Origin of the sequence: Microbacterium sp. PAMC22086, assembly GCF_019443525.1 — a bacterium.
Lineage (GTDB): Bacteria > Actinomycetota > Actinomycetes > Actinomycetales > Microbacteriaceae > Microbacterium > Microbacterium maritypicum.
Genome location: NZ_CP080380.1, coordinates 1,560,934 through 1,586,326, shown reverse-complemented (window position 1 = coordinate 1,586,326; position 25,393 = coordinate 1,560,934). Strand labels below are relative to the sequence as shown.

23 protein-coding genes and 1 pseudogene are annotated in these 25,393 nt (G+C 64.9%); 13 read left to right on the top strand and 11 right to left on the bottom strand.

Annotation, left to right across the window (positions count from 1 at the left end; translation table 11 throughout):
* The first annotated feature begins 35 nt into the window (after positions 1 to 35).
* Entirely contained in the window at positions 36 to 1,034 is a 999-nt protein-coding gene (locus tag KY497_RS08015; protein WP_179516460.1) for an IS481 family transposase, read from the top strand.
* Here KY497_RS08015 and KY497_RS08010 read toward each other — a convergent pair.
* From KY497_RS08010 to KY497_RS07990, 5 genes are read right to left on the bottom strand one after another with little or no spacing between them, the layout of a single operon-like run.
* On the bottom strand, positions 1,031 to 2,206 hold the full coding sequence (locus KY497_RS08010) for an FAD-binding oxidoreductase (RefSeq protein WP_137772158.1): 1,176 nt from the start codon (positions 2,204 to 2,206) through the stop codon (positions 1,031 to 1,033). The genes KY497_RS08015 and KY497_RS08010 overlap by 4 nt on opposite strands.
* A gap of 25 nt (positions 2,207 to 2,231) precedes the next feature.
* Positions 2,232 to 3,263, bottom strand: coding sequence for a Gfo/Idh/MocA family oxidoreductase (locus tag KY497_RS08005; protein WP_137772157.1), 1,032 nt, complete (start codon positions 3,261 to 3,263; stop codon positions 2,232 to 2,234).
* Positions 3,263 to 4,033: an amino acid ABC transporter ATP-binding protein gene (locus KY497_RS08000; protein ID WP_137772156.1), complete on the bottom strand. Its 771-nt coding sequence runs from the start codon at positions 4,031 to 4,033 to the stop codon at positions 3,263 to 3,265. Before KY497_RS08000 ends, KY497_RS08005 begins: the two co-directional genes overlap by 1 nt.
* The gene (locus KY497_RS07995) at positions 4,030 to 4,824 is read right to left on the bottom strand and encodes an amino acid ABC transporter permease (RefSeq protein WP_219870235.1); all 795 of its coding nucleotides are present in this window, start codon (positions 4,822 to 4,824) and stop codon (positions 4,030 to 4,032) included. Before KY497_RS07995 ends, KY497_RS08000 begins: the two co-directional genes overlap by 4 nt.
* Before the next feature lie 53 nt (positions 4,825 to 4,877).
* Positions 4,878 to 5,741, bottom strand: a complete 864-nt coding sequence (locus tag KY497_RS07990; RefSeq protein ID WP_219870234.1) for an ABC transporter substrate-binding protein — start codon at positions 5,739 to 5,741, stop codon at positions 4,878 to 4,880.
* Positions 5,742 to 5,904: 163 nt separating this feature from the next.
* On the opposite strand from KY497_RS07990, the gene KY497_RS07985 reads away from it, so the two are divergent.
* Positions 5,905 to 7,026: a LacI family DNA-binding transcriptional regulator gene (locus KY497_RS07985; RefSeq protein WP_219870233.1), complete on the top strand. Its 1,122-nt coding sequence runs from the start codon at positions 5,905 to 5,907 to the stop codon at positions 7,024 to 7,026.
* A 141-nt stretch (positions 7,027 to 7,167) separates the two neighbouring features.
* Positions 7,168 to 8,062 (top strand): annotated as a pseudogene (locus KY497_RS07980) (IS5 family transposase).
* Here KY497_RS07980 and KY497_RS07975 read toward each other — a convergent pair.
* Entirely contained in the window at positions 8,059 to 9,057 is a 999-nt protein-coding gene (locus tag KY497_RS07975) for an IS481 family transposase (protein WP_219869070.1), read from the bottom strand. The pseudogene KY497_RS07980 and the gene KY497_RS07975 sit on opposite strands and share 4 nt — an antisense overlap.
* On the opposite strand from KY497_RS07975, the gene dprA reads away from it, so the two are divergent.
* Positions 9,049 to 9,909 carry a DNA-processing protein DprA gene (dprA, locus tag KY497_RS07970; RefSeq protein WP_258185950.1) on the top strand — a complete coding sequence of 287 codons (861 nt, stop codon included), beginning with the start codon at positions 9,049 to 9,051 and terminating at the stop codon, positions 9,907 to 9,909. The genes KY497_RS07975 and dprA overlap by 9 nt on opposite strands.
* A gap of 31 nt (positions 9,910 to 9,940) precedes the next feature.
* Here dprA and KY497_RS07965 read toward each other — a convergent pair whose 3' ends face one another.
* Together KY497_RS07965 and mobF are read right to left on the bottom strand one after the other, a co-directional pair.
* On the bottom strand, positions 9,941 to 12,529 hold the full coding sequence (locus tag KY497_RS07965; RefSeq protein ID WP_219870232.1) for an AAA family ATPase: 2,589 nt from the start codon (positions 12,527 to 12,529) through the stop codon (positions 9,941 to 9,943).
* A 145-nt stretch (positions 12,530 to 12,674) separates the two neighbouring features.
* Positions 12,675 to 16,286 carry a MobF family relaxase gene (gene mobF / locus KY497_RS07960; RefSeq protein WP_219870231.1) on the bottom strand — a complete coding sequence of 1,204 codons (3,612 nt, stop codon included), beginning with the start codon at positions 16,284 to 16,286 and terminating at the stop codon, positions 12,675 to 12,677.
* Positions 16,287 to 16,532: 246 nt separating this feature from the next.
* Between mobF and KY497_RS16685 the strand changes: the two genes are divergently transcribed.
* The 3 genes from KY497_RS16685 (at position 16,533) to KY497_RS16675 (ending at position 17,229) form a co-directional block, all read left to right on the top strand.
* Positions 16,533 to 16,694 carry a hypothetical protein gene (locus KY497_RS16685; RefSeq protein WP_227007193.1) on the top strand — a complete coding sequence of 54 codons (162 nt, stop codon included), beginning with the start codon at positions 16,533 to 16,535 and terminating at the stop codon, positions 16,692 to 16,694.
* 57 nt (positions 16,695 to 16,751) lie between these two features.
* The gene (locus KY497_RS16680; protein WP_242497679.1) at positions 16,752 to 16,889 is read left to right on the top strand and encodes a DNA cytosine methyltransferase; all 138 of its coding nucleotides are present in this window, start codon (positions 16,752 to 16,754) and stop codon (positions 16,887 to 16,889) included.
* A 61-nt stretch (positions 16,890 to 16,950) separates the two neighbouring features.
* A complete protein-coding gene (locus KY497_RS16675; RefSeq protein WP_258185949.1) occupies positions 16,951 to 17,229 on the top strand; it encodes a hypothetical protein in 279 nt (92 codons plus the stop codon).
* Positions 17,230 to 17,260: 31 nt separating this feature from the next.
* Here KY497_RS16675 and KY497_RS07950 read toward each other — a convergent pair whose 3' ends face one another.
* From KY497_RS07950 to KY497_RS07940, 3 genes are all read right to left on the bottom strand, one after another.
* On the bottom strand, positions 17,261 to 17,692 hold the full coding sequence (locus KY497_RS07950; RefSeq protein ID WP_219870230.1) for an IS3 family transposase: 432 nt from the start codon (positions 17,690 to 17,692) through the stop codon (positions 17,261 to 17,263).
* Complete coding sequence (locus KY497_RS07945; RefSeq protein ID WP_219870229.1) at positions 17,692 to 18,003, bottom strand: transposase; 312 nt, start codon at positions 18,001 to 18,003, stop codon at positions 17,692 to 17,694. Before KY497_RS07945 ends, KY497_RS07950 begins: the two co-directional genes overlap by 1 nt.
* Positions 18,004 to 18,254: 251 nt before the next feature.
* The gene (locus tag KY497_RS07940) at positions 18,255 to 18,959 is read right to left on the bottom strand and encodes a GntR family transcriptional regulator (protein WP_219870228.1); all 705 of its coding nucleotides are present in this window, start codon (positions 18,957 to 18,959) and stop codon (positions 18,255 to 18,257) included.
* 116 nt (positions 18,960 to 19,075) lie between these two features.
* Here KY497_RS07940 and KY497_RS07935 point away from each other — a divergent pair, with 116 nt between their 5' ends.
* The 6 genes from KY497_RS07935 (at position 19,076) to KY497_RS07910 (ending at position 25,252) form a co-directional block, all read left to right on the top strand.
* Positions 19,076 to 20,164 (top strand): ADP-ribosylglycohydrolase family protein, encoded by a 1,089-nt coding sequence (locus KY497_RS07935; RefSeq protein ID WP_219870227.1) that lies wholly within the window; start codon positions 19,076 to 19,078, stop codon positions 20,162 to 20,164.
* Positions 20,165 to 20,213: 49 nt separating this feature from the next.
* Complete coding sequence (locus tag KY497_RS07930; protein ID WP_219870226.1) at positions 20,214 to 21,608, top strand: ABC transporter substrate-binding protein; 1,395 nt, start codon at positions 20,214 to 20,216, stop codon at positions 21,606 to 21,608.
* Positions 21,609 to 21,688: 80 nt separating this feature from the next.
* Positions 21,689 to 22,603: a carbohydrate ABC transporter permease gene (locus KY497_RS07925; protein ID WP_219870225.1), complete on the top strand. Its 915-nt coding sequence runs from the start codon at positions 21,689 to 21,691 to the stop codon at positions 22,601 to 22,603.
* Between the two features lie 92 nt (positions 22,604 to 22,695).
* A complete protein-coding gene (locus tag KY497_RS07920; protein ID WP_219870224.1) occupies positions 22,696 to 23,442 on the top strand; it encodes a carbohydrate ABC transporter permease in 747 nt (248 codons plus the stop codon).
* 20 nt (positions 23,443 to 23,462) lie between these two features.
* Complete coding sequence (locus KY497_RS07915; RefSeq protein WP_219870223.1) at positions 23,463 to 24,392, top strand: agmatinase family protein; 930 nt, start codon at positions 23,463 to 23,465, stop codon at positions 24,390 to 24,392.
* Positions 24,393 to 24,394: 2 nt separating this feature from the next.
* Positions 24,395 to 25,252: a carbohydrate kinase family protein gene (locus KY497_RS07910; protein ID WP_219870222.1), complete on the top strand. Its 858-nt coding sequence runs from the start codon at positions 24,395 to 24,397 to the stop codon at positions 25,250 to 25,252.
* Positions 25,253 to 25,393 lie beyond the last annotated feature (141 nt).

The following is a 25,393-nucleotide window of genomic DNA, read 5'->3' as shown; positions in this document are numbered from 1 at the left end:
TTGAGTTCAACCGCTTCAGGAACCAGGAGGCCCTCGTGTCCCACGCTAACGCTGCCCTGACCCCACGCGCCCGGCTTCGACTGGCGCGCCTGATCGTCGAGGATCACTGGCCGCCGCAGGTCGCGGCGAAGATGTTCATGGTCTCGCCCGTGACCGCCCGGAAGTGGGCGGCCAGGCTGCGCCTGGAGGGACCTGCTGGGATGGCTGATCGTTCGAGTCGCCCGCGATCGATGCCGACGAAGACCCCGCTGCCGCAGGTCAAGAAAATCGTGAAAGCGAGGTGGCGGCGGCGTCTCGGCGCGGTTCAGATCGCTGGCGAACTCGGTCTGCCCGCCTCGACCGTCCACGCGGTCCTGGTGCGCTGCCGCATCAACCGGCTCAGCCATATCGACAGGGTCAATGGGGAGCAAATCCGCCGCTACGAGCACGATCATCCCGGATCGCTGATCCACGTCGACGTCACGAAGTTCGGCAACATCCCCGACGGCGGCGGCTGGCGCTTCGTCGGCCGCGTCCAAGGCGAACGCAACCGAGAGGCCACCGCCACCCGCACCAAGAGCAGGAACCATCGTTACGAGCCGAGGCTCGGCACTGCGTTCGTGCACACCGTCATCGACGACCACTCCCGCGTCGCTTACGCCGAGATCTGCTCCGACGAGAAAGCGGACACCGCGATCGGTGTTCTCCGCCGAGCGGTGTCCTGGTTTGCCGACCGCGGTGTCACTGTCGAGCGCGTCCTCTCGGACAACGGCTCGGCCTACAAGTCTCACGCCTGGCGCGATGCCTGCATCGATCTTGGGATCACGGCGAAGAAGACCCGGCCTTACCGTCCACAAACGAATGGGAAGATCGAGCGCTTCCACCGCACCCTCGCCGACGGCTGGGCATACGCGAAGCTCTATCCCTCAGAGACTGAGCGCCGCAAAGCACTCCCGGGCTGGCTGCACTTCTACAATCATCACAGGCACCACTCCGCGATCGGAGCCCCGCCCATCAGCAGAATCGAAAACAACCTGCCTGGACATCACACCTAGTGCGGCGCGACCGGTGCCCAGGCGTCGGTACCGACCTCAGCAGGCAACTCCTGCTCGTCGAAGCGGTCGACTTGGAAGGCCGACAGCACAGGCGACGCCATGCCAGTGAGCACCTGTTCAGCCATGAGCTCCCCGAGGATCAACCCAAGAGTCGCACCGGAGTGAGTGAACAGGGTGAAGAGACCGCGGATGCCGGGGACGGCACCGGCGACCGGATCACCGTCTCCGGGAATCGGCTTCCACCCGGCGCCGACGTGCCCGGCGACCAGCGTCGGCGCTCCCGTGAGCACCTTCGACGCCTCGTCGAGCAGGCCCTGGACCGACTCCTCAGGCACCGTGATCGAGCCGTCGTCGCCGACGATGACCGACTCCTCGGCCCAGCCCGCATCGAGCACGAGCCGGCGATCCGGTGTCGGACGCACGGCGACCCGCGGCGTGTTCAGCACCGTGCGCACCTCGAAGTCCACCGGCTCGGTGAAGAGCACGAACGCCGCAGGTGACGCATCGGGCACCACCACGCCCAGTTCGGCGAGCTGCCCCGGCACGCTGGGTCCGGTCGCGAGCACCACGCGGTCGGCGGCTATGCGGCTTCCGTCCTCGAGCACGACACCGACGACCGCGTCGTCGTGAACCTCGACGCGTGCCTCGCCGGCATTCTCGATGATCGTCGCTCCGTCGTTCCGCGCCTCGTCCACGAACGCGGCGATCACGTGCGGCAGGTTCACCCATCCCTCGCCGGGGTTGAAGATCGCGCCCTCGTCGGCCACCGCATCGGCGTTCACATCCGGCGCGTGGCGTGCGACGTCAGCCCGGTCCATCCACACGGCGTCGTACCCGCCGGCCCGCTCGAAGTCGAACGTCGAGCGGAAGCTCTCACCCGGACCCGCCCACTTCAGCGCCCCGTCGAATCGCAGGTAGGCGCTGCTGTCGGGTCGGGTCGCGCTCCAGGTGCGGTAGCGGTCGATGCCGAGCAGGCGCAGGTAGTGGTACTCCGTCGAGCGGTCGCCCGAGGAGTTCAGCCACGCGATGGAACGGCCCGATGCGCCGTCGGCCAGCGCGCCGCGGGTGACGAGGGTGACGTCGGCGCCGGCCCGCGCGAGGTGCGCCGTGGTCGATGCGCCGAGGATGCCGCCGCCGATGACGACGATCTTCTCGGATCCAGTTACAGACATGTTCTTCCTTACTTCTCTTCTGTCGTTACTTCTGTTGTGCGGCCGCGTGCGCGGCCGCGATCACGCGCAGCCCGGCCACGGCATCCGTCGGATCGACCGGAACGGCCGCGCCGTCGTTGATCGCGGATGCGACTCCGGCGTAGAACGCCCCATAGTCGCCGCGAACGCTCGGAATCCGTTCGCTGTGCTCGCCGGCGTCGAGGGTTCCCCATGCGGCTTCCGGCGTTTCACCGAATCCGGGGTCGCCGGGGCGCGCACCCGAGATCATCGCGGGCTCCTGTCCGTCCAGCCCGCACGACGTGTACGCCGCCTCGGACCCGAGTACCCGGAATCGCGGCCCCGGAGTGGGAGCCACAGCGCTCATCCAGAGGTGCGAGCGGACCCCGTTCTCGTGTTCCAGGGCGAGGAAGACATCGTCGTCAGCGGCCACCCCCTCGCGCCGGCGATCGATCTCGGCGTACACATCGCGCACGGGACCGAACAGCTGCAGGGCCTGGTCGATCAGATGCGGGCCCAGGTCGAACAGGATGCCGCCGGCCTCGGATGCCGGGGCATCGGCCTTCCACCCCTGCGGAGCCTGCGGCTGCCACCAGGTGAACCGCGACTCGAAACGCCGGATCTCTCCCAGCCGTCCGGATCGCACCAGCTCTCGGAGTGTGAGGAAGTCGCCGTCCCACCGCCGGTTCTGGAAGACGGTGAGCCTCAGTCCCTCGGAGGCGGCGAGAGCGATGAGTGCCTCACCCTGCGCGGCATCGGCCACGAAGGGCTTGTCTACGACGACGTGGCATCCCGCCCGCAGAGCCGCCTCCGCGAGGGCGGCATGCGTGCCGCTCGGGGAGGCGACGACGACGAGGTCGATATCGGCGGCATCCGTCCACAGCGAGTCGGCGTCAGGCAGCACCCGCGCCTGCGGGTGCTGCCGCCGAGCCTGCGCCGCCCGATCCGGGTCGGCGGTGACGATCACGTCGATCTCGAACTCCGCGCTCGCCGCGAGGAACGGTGCGTGGAAGATCCGCCCTGCCGTGCCGAAGCCGATGATCGCGGTGTGGATCGCCATTAGAGCACCTCGGAGAGGAACAGCCGCAGCCGGTCGCTCTTCGGGGCGTCGAAGATCTCCTCGGGTGTTCCGGCCTCGACCACACGGCCCTCGTCCATGAACACGACCTGGTCGGCGACCTTGCGGGCGAAGCCCATCTCGTGTGTGACGACGAGCATGGTCATTCCGCGCTGCGCCAGCTCGGCCATCAGATTCAGCACACCCTTCACGAGCTCGGGGTCGAGCGCGCTGGTGGCCTCGTCGAAGAGCATCAGTTCCGGTTCCATGGCGAGCGCCCTGGCGATGGCGACGCGCTGCTGCTGCCCACCCGAGAGGTCGCGCGGTCGGTGATCGGCGCGCTCCGCGAGACCCACCTCGGTGAGTCGGGCGAGGGCGATACGCTCGGCCTCGCCCTTCGACTTGCGCTTCACGTTGCGCAGCGCCAGCGCCACGTTCTCGAGCGCGGTGTGATCGGGGAAGAGGTTGAAGTGCTGGAAGACGAGACCCGCGCGGCGGCGCAGCACGTCGGGCTTCAGCGCGAGCGCATCGTCGTCGGCCAGCAGCACACGGCCGCCCTTCGGCTCGTGCAGACGGTTCACCCCGCGAAGCAGCGTGGACTTGCCCGAGCCCGAGGGGCCGATGATGCACGTCGTGGTGCCGGGTTCGACGGTGATCGAGACGTCGCGGATCACGTCGATGTCGCCGTACGCCATCTCGAGGTTCTCGATCTGCAGACGGGAGCCCTCGTAGAAGTGGCCGTCGGTCACGGGGAGGGGCGAGGTGTAGGTCATGTGTTCTCTCCTCGGGTGTAGACCGGGCTGAGCGGGGGCTGCTGTTCGGCGACCTCTTCGAGGCCGCTCTTGGGCGGGGACGCCTTGCGACGACCCGTGCGGAAGCGGTTGTCGAAGTAGTTGACGAGGTGGGTCAGCGGCACCGTGATCACGAGATAGAAGACGCCGGCCATCACCAGCGGCGACAGGTTTCCGGTGAGGACTGCAGCATCCTGCCCGACGCGGAAGAGCTCACGCTCACTCACCAGCAGACCCAGGAAGTACACCAGGCTCGAGTCCTTCACGATCGCGATGAACTGGTTGACCAGCGCCGGCAGCACGCGGCGGATGCCCTGCGGCACGACCACGAGCCGCATCGCGCTGCCGTACGTCATCCCGAGAGCGCGGCACGCCTCGAGCTGGCCGCGTTCGACGCTCTGGATGCCGGCGCGGAAGATCTCGCCGATGTAGGCACCGGCGATCAGGCTCAGCGCGAGGATCCCGAGCGGGTAGGGAGACGGGCCGAAGACCTGCCGACTCAGTGCCGCGAAGCCCTGGCCGATGAGCAGGATGGTGAGGATCGCGGGGAGGCCGCGGAAGACGTCGGTGTAGATGCGGGCGGGAACCCGCAACCAGGCGGTGCGGGAGACGCCCATGACCGCGAGGATCATGCCGATCACGATGCCGAGCACCGTGGCCGCGAGCGAGATGATGAGCGTGTTGACGAGGCCTGTTCCGAGCAGCTGCGGCATGACCTGCAGCATCGCGTCGAAGTCGAGGAACGTCTTGATGATCTTGTCGAGCCAGTCCATGAGGATCTCCTAGTCAGGATGCGGGGCCGAAGCCCCGCATCCGTTGGGGGCGACTACTCGCCGTCGTCGCCCTCGCCCTGCTCTGCGCTGGGGAGGTACTGGTCGGGCATCGGGGAGCCGGGGAACCACTTCTCGTAGAGCTCCTTCCACGTGCCGTCCTCCATCGCCTCGTGCAGGGCGTCGTCCAGGGCCTTCTTGAACTCGTCCTTGCCCTTGGCGATCGCGAAGCCGGCCGGGGCGTCGAACGACGGGATGTCGATGGCGTTCTTGAGGCCGTACTGCTCGGCGTACTCCTTCGCCGCCTCGAAGTCGAGGAAGTGCGCGTCGACCGAGCCGCTGTTGACGGCGGAGATCGCGGAGTTGTTGTCGGGGAAGCGCACGAGCTCGGTGTCGGTGAAGTTCTTCACCGCGTACGCCTCCTGCAGAGTGCCCTGCACGACGCCGAGACGCTTGCCAGCCAGGCTGTCCTCGTCGGTGATGCCGCTGTCGGGGCTGGCCATGACGGTCAGGTATCCGGCCAGGTAGCCCTCGGAGAAGTCGACCGTCTGCTCGCGCTCCTCGGTGATGCCGATCGCGGCGACGCCCACGTCGAACTGGCCGTTCGCGACGGCCGACAGCAGGCCGGAGAAGTCCTGGCCGGTGAAGACGACGTCGTCGATGCCGATGCGCTCGGCGACGTCGGTGAAGAGCTCGACGTCGAAGCCGGTGAACTCACCGCTCTCGTCGGTGAAGGTGTACGGCTTGGCATCGCCGAGGCTCGCCACGCGGATCTGGCCGGGGGTGATGAGGCCGTAAGGGTTCTCTTCGCCGGCGTCGTCGCCGGACGAACCGGCGCCGCTCTGGGCGCATCCGGTCAGGGCGAGAACGCCGGCTACTGCGGCGGCGACCGCGATGCGGCGGAAGGATTTCTTGGCCACGATGTGGCTCCTCTCGAAGGGACTGCTCTGTCGGGGTGGGGCAGGCGAACGAATCTCAGTGTAAATTGAGACCGGTCTCAATTAGGTGTTTCCAGGAGAGTACACGCGTCGGCAGGACTCGTCAATATGCTGAGAGTCCGCGTCAAGAGGGAGGGTGCATTCGGTGAGTGCGCAGAGTGAGGGGCGACGCGGGGCGACCGTGGCCGATGTCGCAGCGCTGGCGGGAGTCGCGAAGGCGACCGCTGCACGGGCGCTCGGCGAGTACGGCGCGGTGAGTGCGAAGGTGCGGCAGCGGGTGCGCGATGCCGCGACTGAACTGGGCTATCGACCGAACGAGGTCGCCCGGAGCATGAGCACCGGACGCTCGAACACCATCGGCATCATCGTCGGCGACATCGAGAACCCCGCCTTCGCACAGGCCACCCGCGGAGCATCCGACGTCGCCGACGCCGCCGGCTACGACCTGATCCTCTCAAACTCCGGCGAGCAGCCCGATGCCGAGGAGACGGCCATCGAGGTGCAGCTGTCGAAACGCGTCGACGGACTGCTCATCGCGCCGGCATCGTCGCTGCGCGCCTCGAACTACACCCCTATCACCGACGCTGGCCGCCCGGTCGTGTTCTTCGACCGTGTGGTCTACGACTTCGACGCCGAAGCAGTGATCGCCGCGAACCGCGACGGCGCGCGGCGTCTCGCCCAGGTCCTCCTGGATGCCGGACACCGCCGCATCGCGTACGTGTCGACTCTCAATGACCTGGAGCCGGTCGAGACTCGCGCCGTATGGGATGAGCATGGCTCCCTACGGTTCAGCCCGGGGCTCGCGTCATCGGTGATCGACGATCGTGTAGGCGGCATCGGTACCGCGCTGCGTGCAGCTGGCGTCCCGGATCCCCTGGCGTTCGTACGGCTCGGAGCGAAACTCAACGGCATCGGCCGCACCGTCACCGAGCTAATCACCGGCGACTCTGCCGTCACGTCCATCATCGCCTCTGACAGCGTGATTGCGATCCATGCGTTCCGCGCGATCCGTGACATTGGGCTGCGCATCCCCGACGATATCTCTCTCGTCGCCTTCGACAACGCCCCCTGGACATCCGTCACAGAACCCGGGATCACAGTGATCTCGCAACCGGAGCGCGAACTTGGCGCGATGGCGGCACGTCTGCTGATCGAGCGGATTGAGGGCGACGCGCGACCCGCGGTGCGGCACACGCTCCCGCAGGCGATCATCGAGCGCGGGTCGGTCGGTCCACCGCGTGCCCGATTGCTGGGCAGTATCCAGTGACCCGAATGGCGGAAACGCAACGAGCAGCCCAAATCGCTGATCGCGGCAACCAAACGCTGCCCGATACGGTGCCGCGGCTCGCCGCTGCTCTACTAGGCCGTGTTGCTAAAGCCTTCTGATGGATCGGTCGGCGAGTCTTGAGTGGTGTCGCGTGATGTGATCTCGGATGAGGCGTGGGCTGTGATCGGTCCGTTGTTCCCGAAGGTGAAGGCGACGGGGCGTCCGCCGGTGGACCGCCGCACGGTGGTCGAGGCGACGGCGTGGCGTTTCCGTACGGGTGCGCCGTGGCGGGATGTGCCGGAGCGGTTCGGGAACTGGAACACGATCTATAAGAACTTCAACCGATGGGCCGATCAGGGTGTCTGGGCACGCTTGCTGGAGAAAGTGCAGTCCCTCGCTCAGCAGACCGGGGACCTGGACTGGGTCGCGTCCATCGACTCCACGATCGTCCGCGTACACCAGCACGGCGCCACCCTCCCGCGAACCACAGGGGGATCCGTCGAACTACAAGAAGTTCGGCGAGGAGCCGCCTGACCACGCGATCGGCCGCTCGCGTGGCGGGCTGACGACCAAGAATCACCTGGTCTGTGATGGGAAAGGCCGCGCTCTCGCGTTCATCCTGACACCGGGGCAAGCAGCGGACACCAGCATGCTGGCCGCGACGCTCGGGGAGATCAGCGTGGCCGGCGCGAGAGGCAGACCCCGCTCCAGACCCGACCGGGTGCTTGCAGACAAGGGTTACCCATCAAAGGCGAACAGAGCCTGGCTGCGACAGCGTGGGATCGCGGCAACGATCCCCGAGCGCGACGACCAGATCGCGCATCGGCGGAAGAAGCCGGGTCGCCCGATCGACTTCGGCGAGACGCAGCGCGTCCGCTACCGCGATCGCAACGTCGTCGAGCGATGCTTCAACAAGCTCAAGCAGTGGCGCGGCATCGCGATGCGCTCAGACAAGCTCGCCCGCAACTACCACGCCGGACTCTGTCTCGCTGCGACACTCCACTGGCTCACCAGTCCCTTTAGCAACACGGCCTAGCTGTGATGTCCAGGCAGGTTGTTTTCGATTCTGCTGATGGGCGGGGCTCCGATCGCGGAGTGGTGCCTGTGATGATTGTAGAAGTGCAGCCAGCCCGGGAGTGCTTTGCGGCGCTCAGTCTCTGAGGGATAGAGCTTCGCGTATGCCCAGCCGTCGGCGAGGGTGCGGTGGAAGCGCTCGATCTTCCCATTCGTTTGTGGACGGTAAGGCCGGGTCTTCTTCGCCGTGATCCCAAGATCGATGCAGGCATCGCGCCAGGCGTGAGACTTGTAGGCCGAGCCGTTGTCCGAGAGGACGCGCTCGACAGTGACACCGCGGTCGGCAAACCAGGACACCGCTCGGCGGAGAACACCGATCGCGGTGTCCGCTTTCTCGTCGGAGCAGATCTCGGCGTAAGCGACGCGGGAGTGGTCGTCGATGACGGTGTGCACGAACGCAGTGCCGAGCCTCGGCTCGTAACGATGGTTCCTGCTCTTGGTGCGGGTGGCGGTGGCCTCTCGGTTGCGTTCGCCTTGGACGCGGCCGACGAAGCGCCAGCCGCCGCCGTCGGGGATGTTGCCGAACTTCGTGACGTCGACGTGGATCAGCGATCCGGGATGATCGTGCTCGTAGCGGCGGATTTGCTCCCCATTGACCCTGTCGATATGGCTGAGCCGGTTGATGCGGCAGCGCACCAGGACCGCGTGGACGGTCGAGGCGGGCAGACCGAGTTCGCCAGCGATCTGAACCGCGCCGAGACGCCGCCGCCACCTCGCTTTCACGATTTTCTTGACCTGCGGCAGCGGGGTCTTCGTCGGCATCGATCGCGGGCGACTCGAACGATCAGCCATCCCAGCAGGTCCCTCCAGGCGCAGCCTGGCCGCCCACTTCCGGGCGGTCACGGGCGAGACCATGAACATCTTCGCCGCGACCTGCGGCGGCCAGTGATCCTCGACGATCAGGCGCGCCAGTCGAAGCCGGGCGCGTGGGGTCAGGGCAGCGTTAGCGTGGGACACGAGGGCCTCCTGGTTCCTGAAGCGGTTGAACTCAACAGCTCCACTTCACAACCGGAGGCCCTCACCTCTCAGCTCTTCACGGCCGTGTCGCCGAAACAACGTCCCTGGACATCACACCTAGTCCCCGGCGACAAGGAGTGGCCTTCCGCGCTCGACGATCTTGGCGACCGACGGCCATACGTCCTGTGGGCTCGTGGCACGACATCGTTCCTCGCGCGACCGCTCAGCGATTTCGTCACGATCACCGGCGCGAGGGCCTCGACCTCCTACGGCGAGCATGTGGCCGGGCAGCTTGCCTCCGACCTCGCCAACGCTGAGCGGCTTGTCGTGGCCGGCGGTGCGTACGGCATCGAAGGAGCGGCCCATCGAGCGGCCCTTGCATCCGGCGGCGACACGATCGCGGTCATGGCGAACGGCGCAGACCGCATGTACCCGATGGGTCACCGTGAACTGCTTGAGCGGGTGGCCGACCTGGGCCTCATGGTCAGTGAGATGCCACCCGGCGCAGTCCCGACGCGCCATCGCTTCATTGCTCGGGCGCGCCTAATGGCTGCGCTCTCCACAGCGACCGTCGTGGTCGAGGCTGGCGTTCGCTCTGGATCAATGACCGTCGCCCGGCGTGCGCACGAGCTTGGCCGCGCTGTCGGAGCTGTTCCCTGCCCGGTGACCAGCGCAGCGAGCGCCGGGCCGCACCAACTCCTGCGAGATGGCGCGTCACTGGTGACGGATGCCGCGGACCTGCTCTCTCCACGCGGACGTGACGGCGCAAGCGCGATCCGGGCATCTGCGGCTTCCCGCGATTCAGGGCGGCCGTCAACAGCCACGAAGTCGATGAGCACCCGCGCCCTGTAGCTGCCTGCGAGCCGCTTCTACGATCTGCCGCTCAGGTGGCGATGTATGCCGAGCGCGCTGCTTTCGCCTTCTCCCAGTCCTCCTGCACTTCGCTCACAGTCGGCTTGGTGCTCATGTACTCGGCGGCGTGAGAGTGTCCGGTCATCCGTTCGCAAGCACGATCGAAGAGAGGTTCAATGACTGCGATGGCAGCATCGAGCCGAGAACTGTCGATCTTCGACAGGCGGGTCATCATGATGTTCTTGCGATATCGCTGTGTGACGTTCTGCAGGAGTTCCTGCTCAACGAATGCTTCGCACCAGGCGCGAATGAGGTCGTAGGTCTCTTTGATGAGTGCATCCTGGACCACGGGCTCCGCGCTGGTCATCTCTTGAAGTTTGACGTTGATCCGCTTGGCTAGATCGGCCGGCGTATCGAGCCTCGGCTCGACGTCCGGAGCCAGGATTCCCTTGGCCTCTCCACCGTCGCGCACCTCGTAGATTTTCGTCCTGAGCTTCTTGTTCTGCCTGGCGGCCATCAGCGCTGACGCGAACATGATGTTGTGGGTCAAGACAACAACCTGATGTGTCTCGGCGAGATTCTGGATGCGTGCAGCAACCTCATCAAGTCTGCGGTAGTCGAGACTTGTGACCGGGTCATCGAAGATCAGAGGTGCTTTGGTCCCTCGCATCCGACTCTCGGCAAGAAAGTCGGCCAGCGCCAACACCTTCTGCTCACCTTCCGAGAGCACCGCAGAGGGCTTGTAGGAGGCGACCGCCTTCTTGCGTTGCGCCTGTCCGCTACGCCCCTGAAATCGAAGTGCGACCTGAGGCGCTCGAAGACGAGCGCACTCCTCGGCGAACAGCGTCTCGAAGTTCTTGTTCACGAGGTCTTCACTGGCAAGCTTGGACTGGACCGTGAGTTGCTTCGACGCGCCGCTTGAAATGACCCGTGAGAGCTTGTCAAGTTGTTGCGCTCTTCGCGCACGTCGGACGTACTCGCGGGCTGCGGCGATGTTCCGGTTCAACTCAATGCGTGCCGTGAGTTCTGAAAGCTCCTTCTGCTTTCCGGTGAGCGCGCTCGCCGCATTTGCTTTGTCCTCCGACATCTGCTGAACGGCCGCCCGTGCAGTCGCCAGTTCGGCTCCAACTTTGGAGGCCACTGCTTCTGCGCTCTCTCGGAGGGTGCCTGCGGTCACGGGCTTCCCATTCGCGGTGTCCTGAGCTGCGGCTCGGGCCGCCGCGAGCACGTCACATGCTTGGCTCGCCCATACCGGTGGGTCTTCACCATCCCGCTGTTCTGTGGCGAACTCGTTCGCGCGGGTGAGCTCGGCTTCGTCGAACCTGAGGCTGGAGTTGCGCACCTCGGTGTTCGTGTCCGCGACCTGACGGACAAGCGTTTCATCGAGGAACGTGCGATAGCGAGTCAGCAGGTTCAAGGCCGTCGGGCTGAGCTCCTGCATGCAGTAGAGACACTTGTCTCCGGCAGTTGGATAGTGCTCGCGGTCAAGGTGTTGGCGGTACGAGTCTCCCGCAACGATGAACTCCTGCCATTCCCCATCTGCGGGGCCTGGCAGCTCATCCTGACTGAAGAGTTGCTCTCGCGCTTCTGTCCTTCGACCTTCCGCTTCCTGGAGTTTCACCCGGGCTTTCTCGTAGACGACCGCATCGAAGTTCATCGCCGTTGTAAGCACGCCGTGCAGCCGATTGAGGTGACGTACCGTCTCCTGTGTGCTGGAGAGAATCGCGTCGAGCGAGTTGGAACGGAGCGCCGCGATCTCACCTTCGAGCCGCTCGCGGTCGGCCTCGGCACCGTCAGGCAGCGTTGCCAGTGCGTCAAGCTCCGCGAGGTCTGTGGTGGCACCCAGGGTCTCGATCACGGGATACACCTTCGTACCTCGCGTGAACCTCGACAACAGCGAGTTGCTCCCCGGCGCCAAGGCCTTGACCTCGGTTGCGATCCGCTGCTGAATGCCTTGCAGCCCGGCAGCGACGTGACCAAACAGTGCGAGTTCGGCCGGTGTGTAGACGTAACCCAGATCGCTGTCAACGTGCAACGAGACTGCGCTCGCGTCGAAGACGCTGATGCGGGTGAATGGCGCAAGGCCGGATTCGTCCTTCCACATCACCGAGGAGTCCATGCCAGACAGTCGGTACTGGATGGTGGCGCTGGGCGACGGCGGGCTGTCGAGATCGGCGGTGTGCGCGTTCGGAAGGATGTCTTCAGCGGTCCGAACAGCCGAGATGCGCTTCAGTATTCGTGCATACCCGGTCTTCCCCGATCCGTTCTGCCCAAAGAGCACGGTCAGTTCCGGGTCGAAGCCAAGTTCTTGGTCAGCGGCGAGCGCATTGACGCCTTCGATGCTCGCCAGACTGACGAGTTCAAGAGTCTCCTCTTCCGCCGCATCCGTGGCGACGAGTTCAAGCTTCGGAACTTCCGGGGCCTCACCATCGCCAAGCCCCTTATCCGCAAGGAAGGTGGTGTAGGCGGCGTCCAGCAGGGCATCGCTCGGCGCCTGGCGAGAGAGGATCGTTTCGGCAGTGATCTGACGTACCCATGCGTCCTGCCCGTTCGCCCAACCCACGAGCAAGCGTCGGGGCGTCGCGTCTCCCAAGTTGACCGAGACCTCTTCAGCGGCCACGTCTGCCTCCGTCCTGGCGAACGGTGTCAGGAGATACGTGTCGCCGATCCAGCTCGAACTGTCATGGTGCTGTCCATCATGCCTGAGGAGTCGGGGGTCGGGCCGGACGACACAGCGGCCGCGGCGCTCCGAAGCTCGTTCTGGCTCACAGCGACGGCCCGGTTCGCTGGGTCCGAGAGTGTCGGGAGTGTTCTTGATCTTGTTCGACGCGAGCGAGGTTCATCGTTCTGTCCAGGGCTGTACGCGCCCGCGCAGCGTCGATCCTCTGGGCCGCAGACTCGGGTGGGGCGCCGAGGGGTGCGTCGTCGGTGACGCGGTAGCGGTCTCGGTAGGCAGCGACCACGCGGGCAGCCTTGCGCCAGGTCGCGGCTCGTCGCCGATCGGTGGGCGCTGCTCCAAGAGCGTTCGTCCACGGTGTGCTCTCCGTGAGCGCGGCTTCGAGCACAGCGTCGGCGCGTGCCTCGATCAGTTCCTCTCGATCATTGAGAGCTGCTCGCATCTCGGCGTCGATGACTCCGTGCGCCTGTGGAAGGAGGCCGGCGATGAGTCGCGGCGGCTTGCGGGTCCTGCCGGAGCCTGCAGGCCGGGCGGTCGCGCGCTCGACCCGGTAGTGGAGGACGGCGGCGATGTCGTCGGCGTCGCTGAATCCGCGCGCTGCGACGAGGCGCGGCAGGAGGGCATCGACATTGTGATGGTTCGCTTCAGCGCGTCGGAGTTCAGCCGCGAGCGGGCCGAACGCCTCGGACTCGATGGCACTCTCGGCCTGTTCCTCGGTGAGCCCGGAGCCCCGAACGAGAGTGGCCCAGCGGTCGCGTTGGGCTGCGGCGGCGATGGTCTCGTACTCGGCGGCGAGCTGGGCGATCGAGCCCCACTGTTCCTGTTCGGCGACGATGGTCTCGTGCGCCGAGAGTTCGGCCCCACTGTGCTGCAGGACTCCGTAGAGCACGCTTCGCGCGGTGGCATGCGGGTCGTCGCCGGGGTGTGGCTGCGCGTGGTCGTCGGCGCGGTCGAGCGTCACGTAGGCGTGGTTGGAGTGCCGCCCTCGGGTCATCGCGACGTAGAAGGTCTCCCTTGTCGAGGTTGGTTCGACCAGGACGTGCGCGGTGTCGGTCGTGATGCCTTGCGCCCGGTAGGCGGTGACTGCGTAGCCGAGATCGACATGCTCGGCCACGTAAGCGGCGGGGAGGAGGATGCTGCCGCCGAACCTCCGTCCTCGCTTCCGAGCCCTGATGGTTCCATCGTCGCGGACGGCAGTGCCGGTCCCATAGTCGCGTGCGATGGTGATGGTCCCGTCGTCGCCGACGGCGGTGACGGTCCAGATGTCACCGTTGCGCACCCAGTCCCGTCCGGCCAGGGTGCGGAGGTTCCGGTTGTTGAGTCGCGTGATGATGGTGTCGCCGACGCCTGCGGCGGTGCCGTCGCGCAGCTCGACTTCGCGGTCGGGGTTCAGCGTCTTGTTGAGGATCAGGTCGGCGCGGGCGCGACCGTTCAGCACGGTCATGTCTTGATGGGTCTCGGCGATCAGCACCGAGACGAGTCCCGCGTCGCGGTCGGTGCGCCAGGCGTTGTAGGCGGCATCGGTCATGGCCTCGCCGTCGCCGTCGGTGATGCGCTGATGGGCGAGGTAGGTGTCGATAGCCGCCGTGCGGCCGTGGCGTAGCTCAAGTGAGGCGGTCTTCTCCCAGACGTGGGTGAAGCGGTGAACGTCGACCAGTTCGGGGGTGTCGGCTCGGTCTCTGGCGATCATCGCGAATGCTCCGCCGGCGTCCACGGATTGCAGTTGCGCGTAGTCGCCGACCAGCAGCACCTTCGCGCCCGCTTCATGGGCGAGGTGGGTGATGCGGTCCAGCGACAGGGCGCCGGCCAGGGATGCTTCGTCGATGATGACGAGCTGTCTCGCCTCGAACGTGGTGCCGTGGATGAGGTGGTTCTGCCACCACTTCGCCGTGTTCTCCGTCGCGATCCCGAGATCGTCCGCCAGCACCTGGGCGGCAACCGCCGACGGTGCCAACCCGACGACCGAACCGGAGCCGTGCTCGGCTTCCCACGCTCGTCGGAGCGCGTTCATGGCGGTGGTCTTGCCCGCCCCAGCAGGACCGACCAGCACGTCAAGCATCCGCCCCGACACCGCGATCCGGGTCAAGGCATCGGCTTGGTCGTCGCCGAGCATTCGACCATCCGCGGCGGGTCTGCGCGTGGTCTTTTCGACCGTCGCGAGCTGCACCGTCGGCCCGGCCAGGTTCGCTGCTCGTTCGAGGAGTCTGTCCTCGGCCGCGAGCTGGGACTCGGAGGTGAACACGGTCGAGCTCTTCGGTCGGAACACGGAACTGCCGTCGGGCCGACGGAACACGACAGGCGAGGAGGCGAGTTCGGGGGGCGTCAGCCGAACGGAAACGAGCTCGGCAGCATCGGCAACCATCGCGACGATCGCTTCCCGATCGTGCATGGTGGCGAACCGCCAGCCCATCGTCTGCCGGGATGCCTCGGCCATGAGATTCCACCGTCGCCAGGTCGAACGCTTCTCACCGACCACCTCGATGACCGAACGCCCCAGCTCACCGATGACATCGAGCGGCACGTCGTCGGCACGCAGCAGGAGCGGCTTGTCGTTGTCGCTCACCTCGCGCGCCCATGTCGTCGCATCCCGCCCCAACGCTTTCGTGGCGCGCTCCCGCCATTCGGCGGTGAGGTCAGCCAACGATTGGACCTGCTTCTCGGGGCGGGTCGCGAGTGTGGCTCGGGCTCGGAGTTTCATGATGGCTGCTGGTGCCGGTCGTCGTCCGTGCGCTGCGACGTACTCAGCGATGAGGCGATCGGTCTCGGCGTCGATGTGACGGGCGCGGGTCGAGAACTCTGCGATCAGTTCCTCGGGCACTCCCGTGATCGCCCATGCCGGGTTGTGGTCGCGGCCCATCTCTCGGGCCTCCCACGAGACGCCGAAGGTGCGCGTCATATGGTCGGCGAACACGGCTTCATGTAGCTCGGAGAGCGCCACCACGGCGGCGTGCATCGGCCTGCCGTCGAGCGAACGCCACTTCCCATCGAAGTCGGTCTTGACCTTGTTGCTGATGACCACGTGCGTGTGGAGGTGGGGGTCGCCGGCGCGGGAGTCAAAGTGATCGAACGCGGTCGCGATCAGCCCCGTGACCTCGACCTGTGCAACCGCGCCATCTCCGGCGGTTGCGCCCGTGCGGGTGGCTGCAACCTCGCGCTCCATGAACGCAACCACCTCCGCAACCGCTCGATGATGCGCCTCCCCGATGAGCGCTTGGACCCCGGCGTCCGCGACTGCCCACAGCACGCTCGTGGACTTCGGGATGGAGAAGGTGAAGTCGAAGCCCGCCACAGCACGCCGTGTGCTGCGGGCAGTCTCCTCGGCAACGATCTGCGCGACAGCCTCGCCCTTGGCCCCAGGCGTCAGCGTCTGGCCAAGAGCGGCGATCCGCGCCTCGATCCGCTCGTCCTGGCTCTTGTACGCCGGGAAGCCCAGGCCGAGCTTGTCACCTGTGATCGGATCACATCCCGTGCCCATCAGGAGCTGGAGCTGGTCTTCTGACACTCGGTCGCCCACCTGAATCTCACACTTGCCCAGGGCCGCTACGCCAGCGCCGAGCCAGCGACCAGGCGGGGTGCCTTCCTCCATGTAGTAGCGGGTCAGCGGCGTTGAAAGCGGCCGGTTGCCGTCGGCCGCCGCGACGGTCCTGAGCAGGTACTTGTAGCCGTCACCTGCCGACATCACGCGCATCGAAACCGTCATTCTCGTCTCCGTTCCTGTCGGGCAGGTGAGCACCCGCACCCGGTGACTTCTGCTGCGGTGACGCCTGGCTCTACCTCGACCTGCAAGAGGCGTGTGGCCTCCGAGGGCGGATGGAACGAAGGCCGGAGATGGAGGAGTCGGGCGGTAGGCGCGTGTGGGTGTCGTGCACCTGATAGGTGGCCAGCTCGGCATCAGTTCTCGGTGAGGCACGGATGCCGGGGGGCGACCGTTACCGGAGCAGACTTCATGTGCGACCTCACCGTCAGCGGCGAATCGCGACTCAGGATCGGGTCGCTGCTCAGCGGCCACGGCGGCCTCGACCTCGCCGTCGAGCACGTCTTCACCGCCAACACCGTGTGGTTCTCCGGACTCAACGCGCCCATCGCCCGCGTCTTCTCCCACCACTAGCCAGATGCACCGAACCTCGGCGACATCTCGACCATCGACTGGAGTCAAGTCGAGCCCGTGGACATCCTCATCGGCGGGTTCCCGTGCCAAGACGTTTCGACGGTAGGCAAGCGCGCCGGCCTCGCTCCGGGTACCCGCTCGGGGCTCTTGGCGCACGTGGCCGCAGCCATCGACGCGCTCCAGCCCGAGTGGTGACGGCGCTCACTGAAATTCCCCACTTCAACTCTGAGGAATTTCGCTGAGCGCCGTCAACGCTGTGGTCCCTGATCGACGGACTGTTCAGCGCTGGGGACGCTACGCCGACGCCATCACCCGCTGGGAACACATCACCGGGCGACCCGCGCCCGCACCAGCCCTCCTGAACGACGCCGACGGCCCCGGCCCAGCACCCGCGCTCGTGGAGTGGCTCATGGGCCTACCGACCGGATGGGTCACCGATACCGACCAGCTGACGCAGAATCAACAGATCACCGCGCTCGGCAACGGAGTGCTACCTCTCCAGGCCGTGTCCGCACTGCCGCTGCTCGACGCGTGAACGTGGACTATGAGAGAGGCACGTCTGGAACTCAAGCGGTTCGGTGTTCGGTGATGTCGGTCAGCCACAACCGGTTCGGCGCCACGGCAGTGAACTCGCGATTGACGAGGTCGTCGTGCACGGCAGGTCCCGGCCGGCGGTGCTTCCTCCGGCCCTTGCGACGATGCGCGGCGGAGAACATGCCTTCCTGCGAGCACAACCTCCACACGCGACGCTCCGACACCTGCCAGCCATCATCGACGAGCTCGTCCGCGATGAGCCGGTAGCCCTGGCAGCGATCCTCATCCCACACATCCCGAGCCGCATTGATCAGATGCGCCTCGTCCCAATCACGATCGGAGATAGGCGTTCGGAGCCACTGGTAGTACGCCTGTTTGGAGAAGCCGAGCACCCTGCACGCCACCGCGACCGACACCCGGGAATGGGTGCCGGCCGCGGCCAGTTCGCGGACGAGCGGGAACACTATTTTGGGGACGCGGACCCGATCCGAAGATTCGCCTGCGACAGATACGCCGCAGCCTTCCGGAGGATCTCGTTCTCCATCTCCAACTCACGGATCCGCTTCAGCATCTTCGCCTGCTCACGCTGCCCGGCCATGTCGCCCGACGCTGCGGGCGCGATCCCGCGACCGGCCAGCTCGGCGTTGCGCACCCACGCTTGCAACGCGGATTTCGAGATCCCCATATCCGCGCAGACCTGCTTCTGCGACATTCCCTGCGTGAGGACCAGAGCGACCGCGTCTCGCTTGAACTCCTCTGAGAACTTCACTGGCATGACTCCATCCTTCCCACCCCGATCGCTCAGATCAAAGCAGTCCCAGAGTCAACCAACGCTTCAGCATTCCCGTCCGAACAAGCGGGCAAGAGTTGACCACTAGTCCGGAATAGAATTGGAAGTGACAGATCAGAATTTTCCGGAGGAGCGCCCTGCTACGCGCATCGAGTGGCCGAGCGTTTCCGCTATCTACTCGCCGCTTGGGGAGTAGGCTTCTTCCAGCCGAGAGCCTGGCAACACGGGAAAGCCCGTCACTGTTTCAATCTGATGACGTACTCGTAGCGGTCGCCCGGTGATGCGCTCCGCACGTACTCGATGGGTTGACCACGATGATCGGACGTCCAGCGATAGGTGTTGAGCATCGGTGCTCCAACCGCCACGCCCAGCAGCGCCGCGTCTCTGCTCGTGGCAGGTTCTGCACGGATGACCTCGGTGGCCTCCGCCGGATGAACATCGAGATTTGCTCCGATGACTTCGTAGAGCGACTGAGACTGCTCAAGCTCCGGCGCAGTCACACCCGCAGCGATCGCATCAGGAATCCAAGACTCCATCAGACAGAATGGACGGCCGTCCGCCGTGCGCACGCGCTCTGCGAGCCACAGGTGGATTCCTGGGAGGAAGTCGAGTGCGGGTGCCGGCGGATCCGGGTCAACTGCGACCCTGACGCCCATGATACCGGGCTCCTTGCCGAGATCGCGCAAAGTGTCCGTGAAGCTACGAAGACTGCCGAGCACATGCGAAACGCCCTGCTCGGCGACGAACGTCCCTTGCCCCTGCTGTCGACGCACAAGATTGCTTGCTTCCAGCTGCGACAGCGCTTGCCTCACCGTGTTTCGAGACACATCGAAAGTTCGCGTGAGCTCCATCTCTGTGGGCAGTTGATCTCCCGGCGCCAATTCTCCGCTCTGGATCGCGGCGCGGAGCGAATCGGCAACTCTCTGGTATGCAGTTGCCATGACCCCTCCCTAATTTGTACCAACAACTCTTGACATTGTAGGTACAACTATCTAGTCTGACAATTGTTCACGCAGAACCCAGCCTCTCGGGACACTGCAGTCAAGGAAAGGTACCGATGAAAAGCGAATCATCACTCTCGCCACGCGAGAGCACGCAGGGGTCGTTCGACAATCTTGATGACAAGATCCTTGGGTCCCTCGCCACGGCGCTTATCGGCGACGCACTCGGCGCGCCTACAGAACAGCGCAGCATCCAAGAAATCCGCACTCTCTTTGGCGGCCGTGTCGAGACGTTCCTCGAACCGCCCGCAGACTCGCCATATTCCAAGGGCCGCAAGGCCGCACAGATCACCGATGACTCGAGCCAAATGCTCATGCTCGCTCAGGCGTTCATCGATGGCAACGGCGATGTGACCGCGCGCGCGGTTGCCGACATGGTGCTCACGTGGTCGGAGAACACGGACTACTTCCCACACTTCGCCGGTCCCAGCACTCGTCGCGCGATCGATGCACTCCGCAACGGCGCAGACCCCGAAATCATCGGCGCTGAAGGTCGAGAGACCACCATGGGCACGAGTAACGGAGGCGCCATGCGTGTCGCCCCCGCAGGCCTCGTCTACCCGGGTGACATCGAAGGAGCCGTTCACGCGGCCGCTGTCACCTGCCGCCCCAGCCACTTCACCAACGTCGGCGTGTCTGGTGCTGGCGCGATCGCTGCTGCCGTCGCTGCCGCACTGCGCGACAACGCGAGCATGACGGATGTCGTGCGTGCAGCCCGCGAAGGCGCACGCCTGGGCGCCGCGATCGGCGGCACTCAGGGGCGCGAATCCGCGGGCGCAAGCGTCGCCTCACGCATGGACCTCGCCGTGTCGATTGCAATGACCAGCGATGACCTCGACACAGCCGTGTCGCGCATCGCCGACACGGTGGGCAGCGGTCTGCACTCCGCTGAGGCTGTACCGGCCGCGCTCGGCTGCTTCGTCGCTGCGGGTGGAGATCCCTGGTGGACGGTCGTCGCGGCCGCAAACATCGGCGACGACTCTGACACCGTCGCAACGATGGCCGGCTCCATTGCAGGCGCATACAGCGGCTTCGCCCGGGTTCCCAGCGACAAGATTCAGCAGGTGCTCGCCGCGAACGACCTACAAATCGGCGGCATCGCCGAAGGCCTCACCCGCATCGCGCGATCCCGCGTCGCACAGTAGCTGTTGCCCTCTGGGCAGAAATAGGTTGGCACAGTTCAAGGAGGAACTAATGGGCAAGAAAACCGTCGCTGTCGCAGCTATTACTGCTGCGACGCTCATGCTCGGAGCATGCAGCTCCGGCACCGCACCTGACGAGTCATCCGAGAATCCAGGGGCGGATCTTCGGGCTGGTGAAGCATATGACCCGCGAGCCTTCGAAGGGGAGAGCATCAACCTGCTGCTCATCGAGCACCCATTCGTCGAGTCGCTCCGGCCGCTCATTCCAGCCTTCGAAGAGGAGACTGGAATCAAGGTCAACCTCGAAGTGCTCAACGAACAGCAGGGCTTCGACAAGCTCCAGGCGGACCTGTCTGCCGGAGTCGGCAACTACGACCTGTTCATGACAGACCCACTGCACAACTGGCAGTATTCAGCCGCAGGCTGGATCGAGCCACTGGATGGGTACGTAGGCAACGATGCCATCACCATGCCGGGCTACAATCTCGATGATTTCGCGCCGGGCGTTCTGAACGCGGGACGATGGAATCGAGAACTGCTCTCTGGGCTCGGCGAAGGCTCGCTTTGGGCGCTGCCCATCAACTTCGAGTCGTACAACTTGACGTATCGCCCCAGCCTGTTAGAGGCAGCAGGAGTAGAAGCACCCGAAACGTACGAGGACGTGCTCTCCGTGACAAAGAAGCTCGCCCCCGCTCTCTCGGGAAACGACTACCCGATTGTCACCCGATTCGACAAGTACTGGGACCTGACCTATCTCACGTTTGGAAGCATGGCTGAGGCATACGGTGTGCACCTGCTCGACGACGAGGGCAAGATCGATATCGCCTCAGACGCTTCCATCGAAGCCACCGAACTCTTCATCGACATCGTCAAGGCCGGCTCACCAGAAGATGCGAGCGCGTTCACCTGGTACGAAGTTCTGCAGGGAATGGCCAGTGGTCGCTTTGCTCTCGCCCTGAACGAGGCCGACCTGTTCGCCGCAACCTACGAGAACCCTGAAGAATCAGAAATCTCTGACGACGTCGCCTACGCCATGATTCCGGAAGGCCCCGAAGGTCGCGCCGCCAGCGCATGGATCTGGCAACTCAGCATGGCCGCCGCATCCGCCGAGAAGGGCGCCGCATGGACATTCCTCCAGTGGCTGACCAGCGCCGATGTTCTCCTTCAGACGCACCTTGCCGGAAACATGAACCCGGTGCGGCTCTCTGCGTGGGATGACCCGGAACTCGCGGCCCTCGTCGACACGTGGGGGGCCGAACCTGGCCAGTACCGTGAGGTGCTGGAAGGCACGGCAGAGATCGCCGCGATCAACTTCCCGCCGCACCCCGAGCTGACCAGAGCGCTCGACCGTTGGGCTGAAGCAATCCAGCAGACGTTCTTCGACGGGAAAGCCAAAGAGAACCTCGAAGCAGCCGCGGCTGACATCGAGCGCATCCTCCTCCCCTAGGTAGCAGGCCGTTGGGGCGGAGCGATCCGCCCCAACGGCTCGTCCTCACCCAGTCGGCATATTCCAAAGAAGGGATTCCCATGGCAACTGCCTCACTGATCGTCAAGACGAAGCCATCGACGACTCAGAAGCGACAGCGGCGCACTTACATGCTGATGCTCGCGCCGGCGCTACTTCTCGTCATCGGCATCATGGTGCCGTTCGCGCAGGGCATCGTCAAGAGTTTCACGAACGAGAAGGGCTACATCCAGAACCCTACGTTCGTCGGCCTCGACAACTACATCTCGCTGTTCACGAATTCAACGTTCTTGACCGGCCTCGGGATCACAGTGCTCTACGTCGTGCTCGTCTTGGCTATCCAGCTACCGCTCGCTCTTGCGATCGCTCTTCTACTCGAGAAGACCAGCTTCTGGCGTCGCATCGGCCGCAACTTCATTGTGCTCCCCCTGTTGATTCCGCCAATCGTCGCCGGCCTTATGTGGAAGACAATGATGCAGCCTAGCGCCGGCGTGCTCAACTACCTGCTTGCCAGTGTGGGCCTCCCCACATCACCGTGGCTGACTGATCCCGCCACATCTTTGCTGTCGGTTGTCTTGATTGACACGTGGGCGTTCACCTCTTTCAGCGCCCTCATCATCCTCGCCGGTCTCCAAGCACTCCCCGAGAGCCTGCGCGAAGCAGCCATGATAGACGGCGCCGGCTGGTGGCAGTCATTCCGACACATCGCACTGCCGTGGCTGGCGCCATACATCGTGCTCGTGGCCTTGTTCCGCGTCGCCGACTCACTGAAGCAATTCGACCTCATCTGGCCGGTCACCCGCGGCGGCCCCCTCAACTCGACGCGACTACTGCACGTGCAGGGCTACGAAGAAGCATTCCGCTTCTCCAGCCCGGCTATGGCGATGGCGATCATCTTCATCCTGTGGATCATCATCTACCTGTCGAGTTTCCTGCTGCTTCGGCTCTGGCGACGCACTATCAACGCTGTGGAGTGATTGTGAAAAGATTCGCTGCTCGTATCGGGTTCACGCTTGCCTTCGCGGGGCTCGCTGTCTTCGTTCTGTTACCCATCGTGTGGATCCTTATGATGTCGCTGAAGGACTACGCCGACGTCATCGCCTACCCGCCGAAATTCTTCTTCGTGCCGACGCTCGACAACTACATCGATGTGCTGTTCGGCAGCGGCGAAGCGGGCGCAGGTGAATTCCGTCAGTACATGCTGAACTCTGTGATCGTCTCCGGCGGAGCCGTGATCCTGTCACTGGCCGTCGGGGTGCCCGCCGCCTTTGCGCTAAGCCGCAATCGCGTGCGCGGCGCCGACCACTTTGCCTTCACCTTCCTGTCGCTGCGGTTTGCACCTGAACTGGCCGTGATCATCCCGCTGTATGCGATCTTCCAGCAGGTGCGGGTCTACGACACCTACATCGGCATGATCCTCTCGCATCAGCTGATCACGATCCCACTTGTCATCTGGATCGTGAGGACCTTCCTCGCCGATGTCCCGATCGAGATCGAGGAGGCCTCACAGCTCGACGGATGCGGGCCATGGCGCACGCTCTTTGGTGTTGTTGTGCCGATCATCCGTCCAGGTATCGCCAGCGCCGCAATCCTGGCCTTTATCTTCAGTTGGAACAACTTGTTGATGGGACTCGTGCTCTCAGGCCCGAACACACGACCGGTCACCGTGGGAATCCTCCAGGCAATCGGCTTCGACCAAGTGCGCTGGGGCTGGATGGCAGCGGCCGCAATGATCGCCGCCATTCCTGGCATGATAATCGCGGTGTACCTGCAACGGCACCTCGTGCGAGGCCTGACCATGGGCGTCGGAAAGTAACCGCAGACAAAGGAGATGCTGTGAATCAAGACCTGCGAGTCATCCAATCCGGAGTTGCGACGTTCTTCGGACGACCGATGGCCACAATCGACTCACTCGGTGGCGCTCGTTGTGCCATCACCGGCATTCCATGGGATGAAGGAAACGCTGGGCGAAACGGCGCCAACATGGGGCCTCGCGCATTCCGCGACGCCTCAAGCTGGTTCTTCGGCTACGACGCACAGCGCGACTTCGACCTCTGGGAAGAACTGCCCACCGTCGATGTCGGCGATGTTCCTGTCATGCCGCCGAACGCTGAGGCCACCATGAGTCTCATCGAGAGCCATATTCGGCGCATCTGCGAACAAGGCGTCTTGCCACTGTCAATCGGCGGCAATCACTCGCTGGCGATTGGTGCTGCGCGGGGCGCGGCGGCGACCGTGGGCAAGATGGGCTACATCAGTATCGATGCCCATCTCGATACCGCATATGACTGGGGTGGTGAGACTCTCACCAGCGGATGCCCGACCATGCGCGCGGCTGAGATTCCCAATGTTGACCCCGAGAATGTGGTTGTCTTCGGCATCCACGGTTGGCTCAATCCTCGCGATCAGGTGATGTCGGCTGCGGAGCAGGGCATCCGTTGGTACGGCATGGAAGAGATCCAGCGGCTCGGCGTGGAGCGCGCAATCGACGAAGCCCTCGCCCGCGCGTTGGATGGTGTCGACGGCCTCTACGTCAGTTTTGATCTGGATGCTGTGGATGCCTCGGCCTTTCCTGGAACCGGCACCCCGGAGCCGGGTGGTTTCACACCTCGCGAGACGTTCCAAATCGCGCGCGCGCTTGGTCGTGCGAAGCCGATCGCCATGGACCTGGTCGAGATCGCGCCGATCTATGACCTCTCGGGGATCAGCGCACGGCTGGCCTGCGGCACGGCGATGGAAATGCTGTCCGGCACGATCGGGCACTGACTGTGTCAGCACGCAGCGACCATCCCCTCATTGCGGTCATCGGCGACATCGCCCTGGATTACACGATCGAGACGGACCCCCGATCTGCGCGCGATGAAAAGGTCACTGTCACACATTCATCACGTGATCTGGGCGGCACTGGCGCGAACAGCGCCGCCCAGATCGTGAAGCTCGGCACCCGTTCGGAACTGATTTCAGTTGTCGGCAACGATCCGTCTGGAGAATGGCTGCTGAGACAAGCCGCCGAAGCGGGGATCGGCACCGATTTCATCGCGCAAGCTCCTGGTGATTCGACGTTCGCGACCATCGTGCGCGAAGGATCCGAACGCACGGTCTACGTTGACCTCGGTGTGGGTGCGCTGACGCTGCTGCCCGATGCGGACGTGCTAGAGCGTGCTGACCTGATCTATGTCAGCTACGCCCCTCACGCGGTAAGCACACTCGTAAGGCAAGGCTTCGGCGAGCGCACCGTTGTCGGGTTGGAGCACTGGATGACTGACAGCGAGTTTCTCGCCGCTAGTCGAGACGTTCGTGCGATCATCACGAACACGGCGGGGTTCGCCGCGTTCGAGCATGCATCGCACCCCGCCGTCGTCGTGACCCAGGGCGGCGACGGCGTGCAGTTGTGGAGCTATGGCGAGCTGATCGAGGTGGTGCCCGCCATCACTGTCGACGTTGTCGATGCCACGGGCGCAGGCGATTCCTTTGCCGGTGCCCTCTGCCACGCTCTTGCAAGTGGCAAAGCGATAGGAGACGCGATCCGTCTGGCCGTGGTGGCCGCGGGGTTATCGACGCGCAGAGCTGGCGCGCAGGCTGGCCAGCCGACGTTGCAAGAGCTCGAGGGCTTTGCGAGACGCTGACCTCACGCTGGACTACACAAACAGGTCGTCGAACGCCTCGAGCCGGATGCGAGTGCCGACGGGAATGGCAGCCACAGTGACCGACTCCGCGGCACCCTCTGCACCGGCCGACGTGTCGACCAATTCCATCAGCTCACGGGC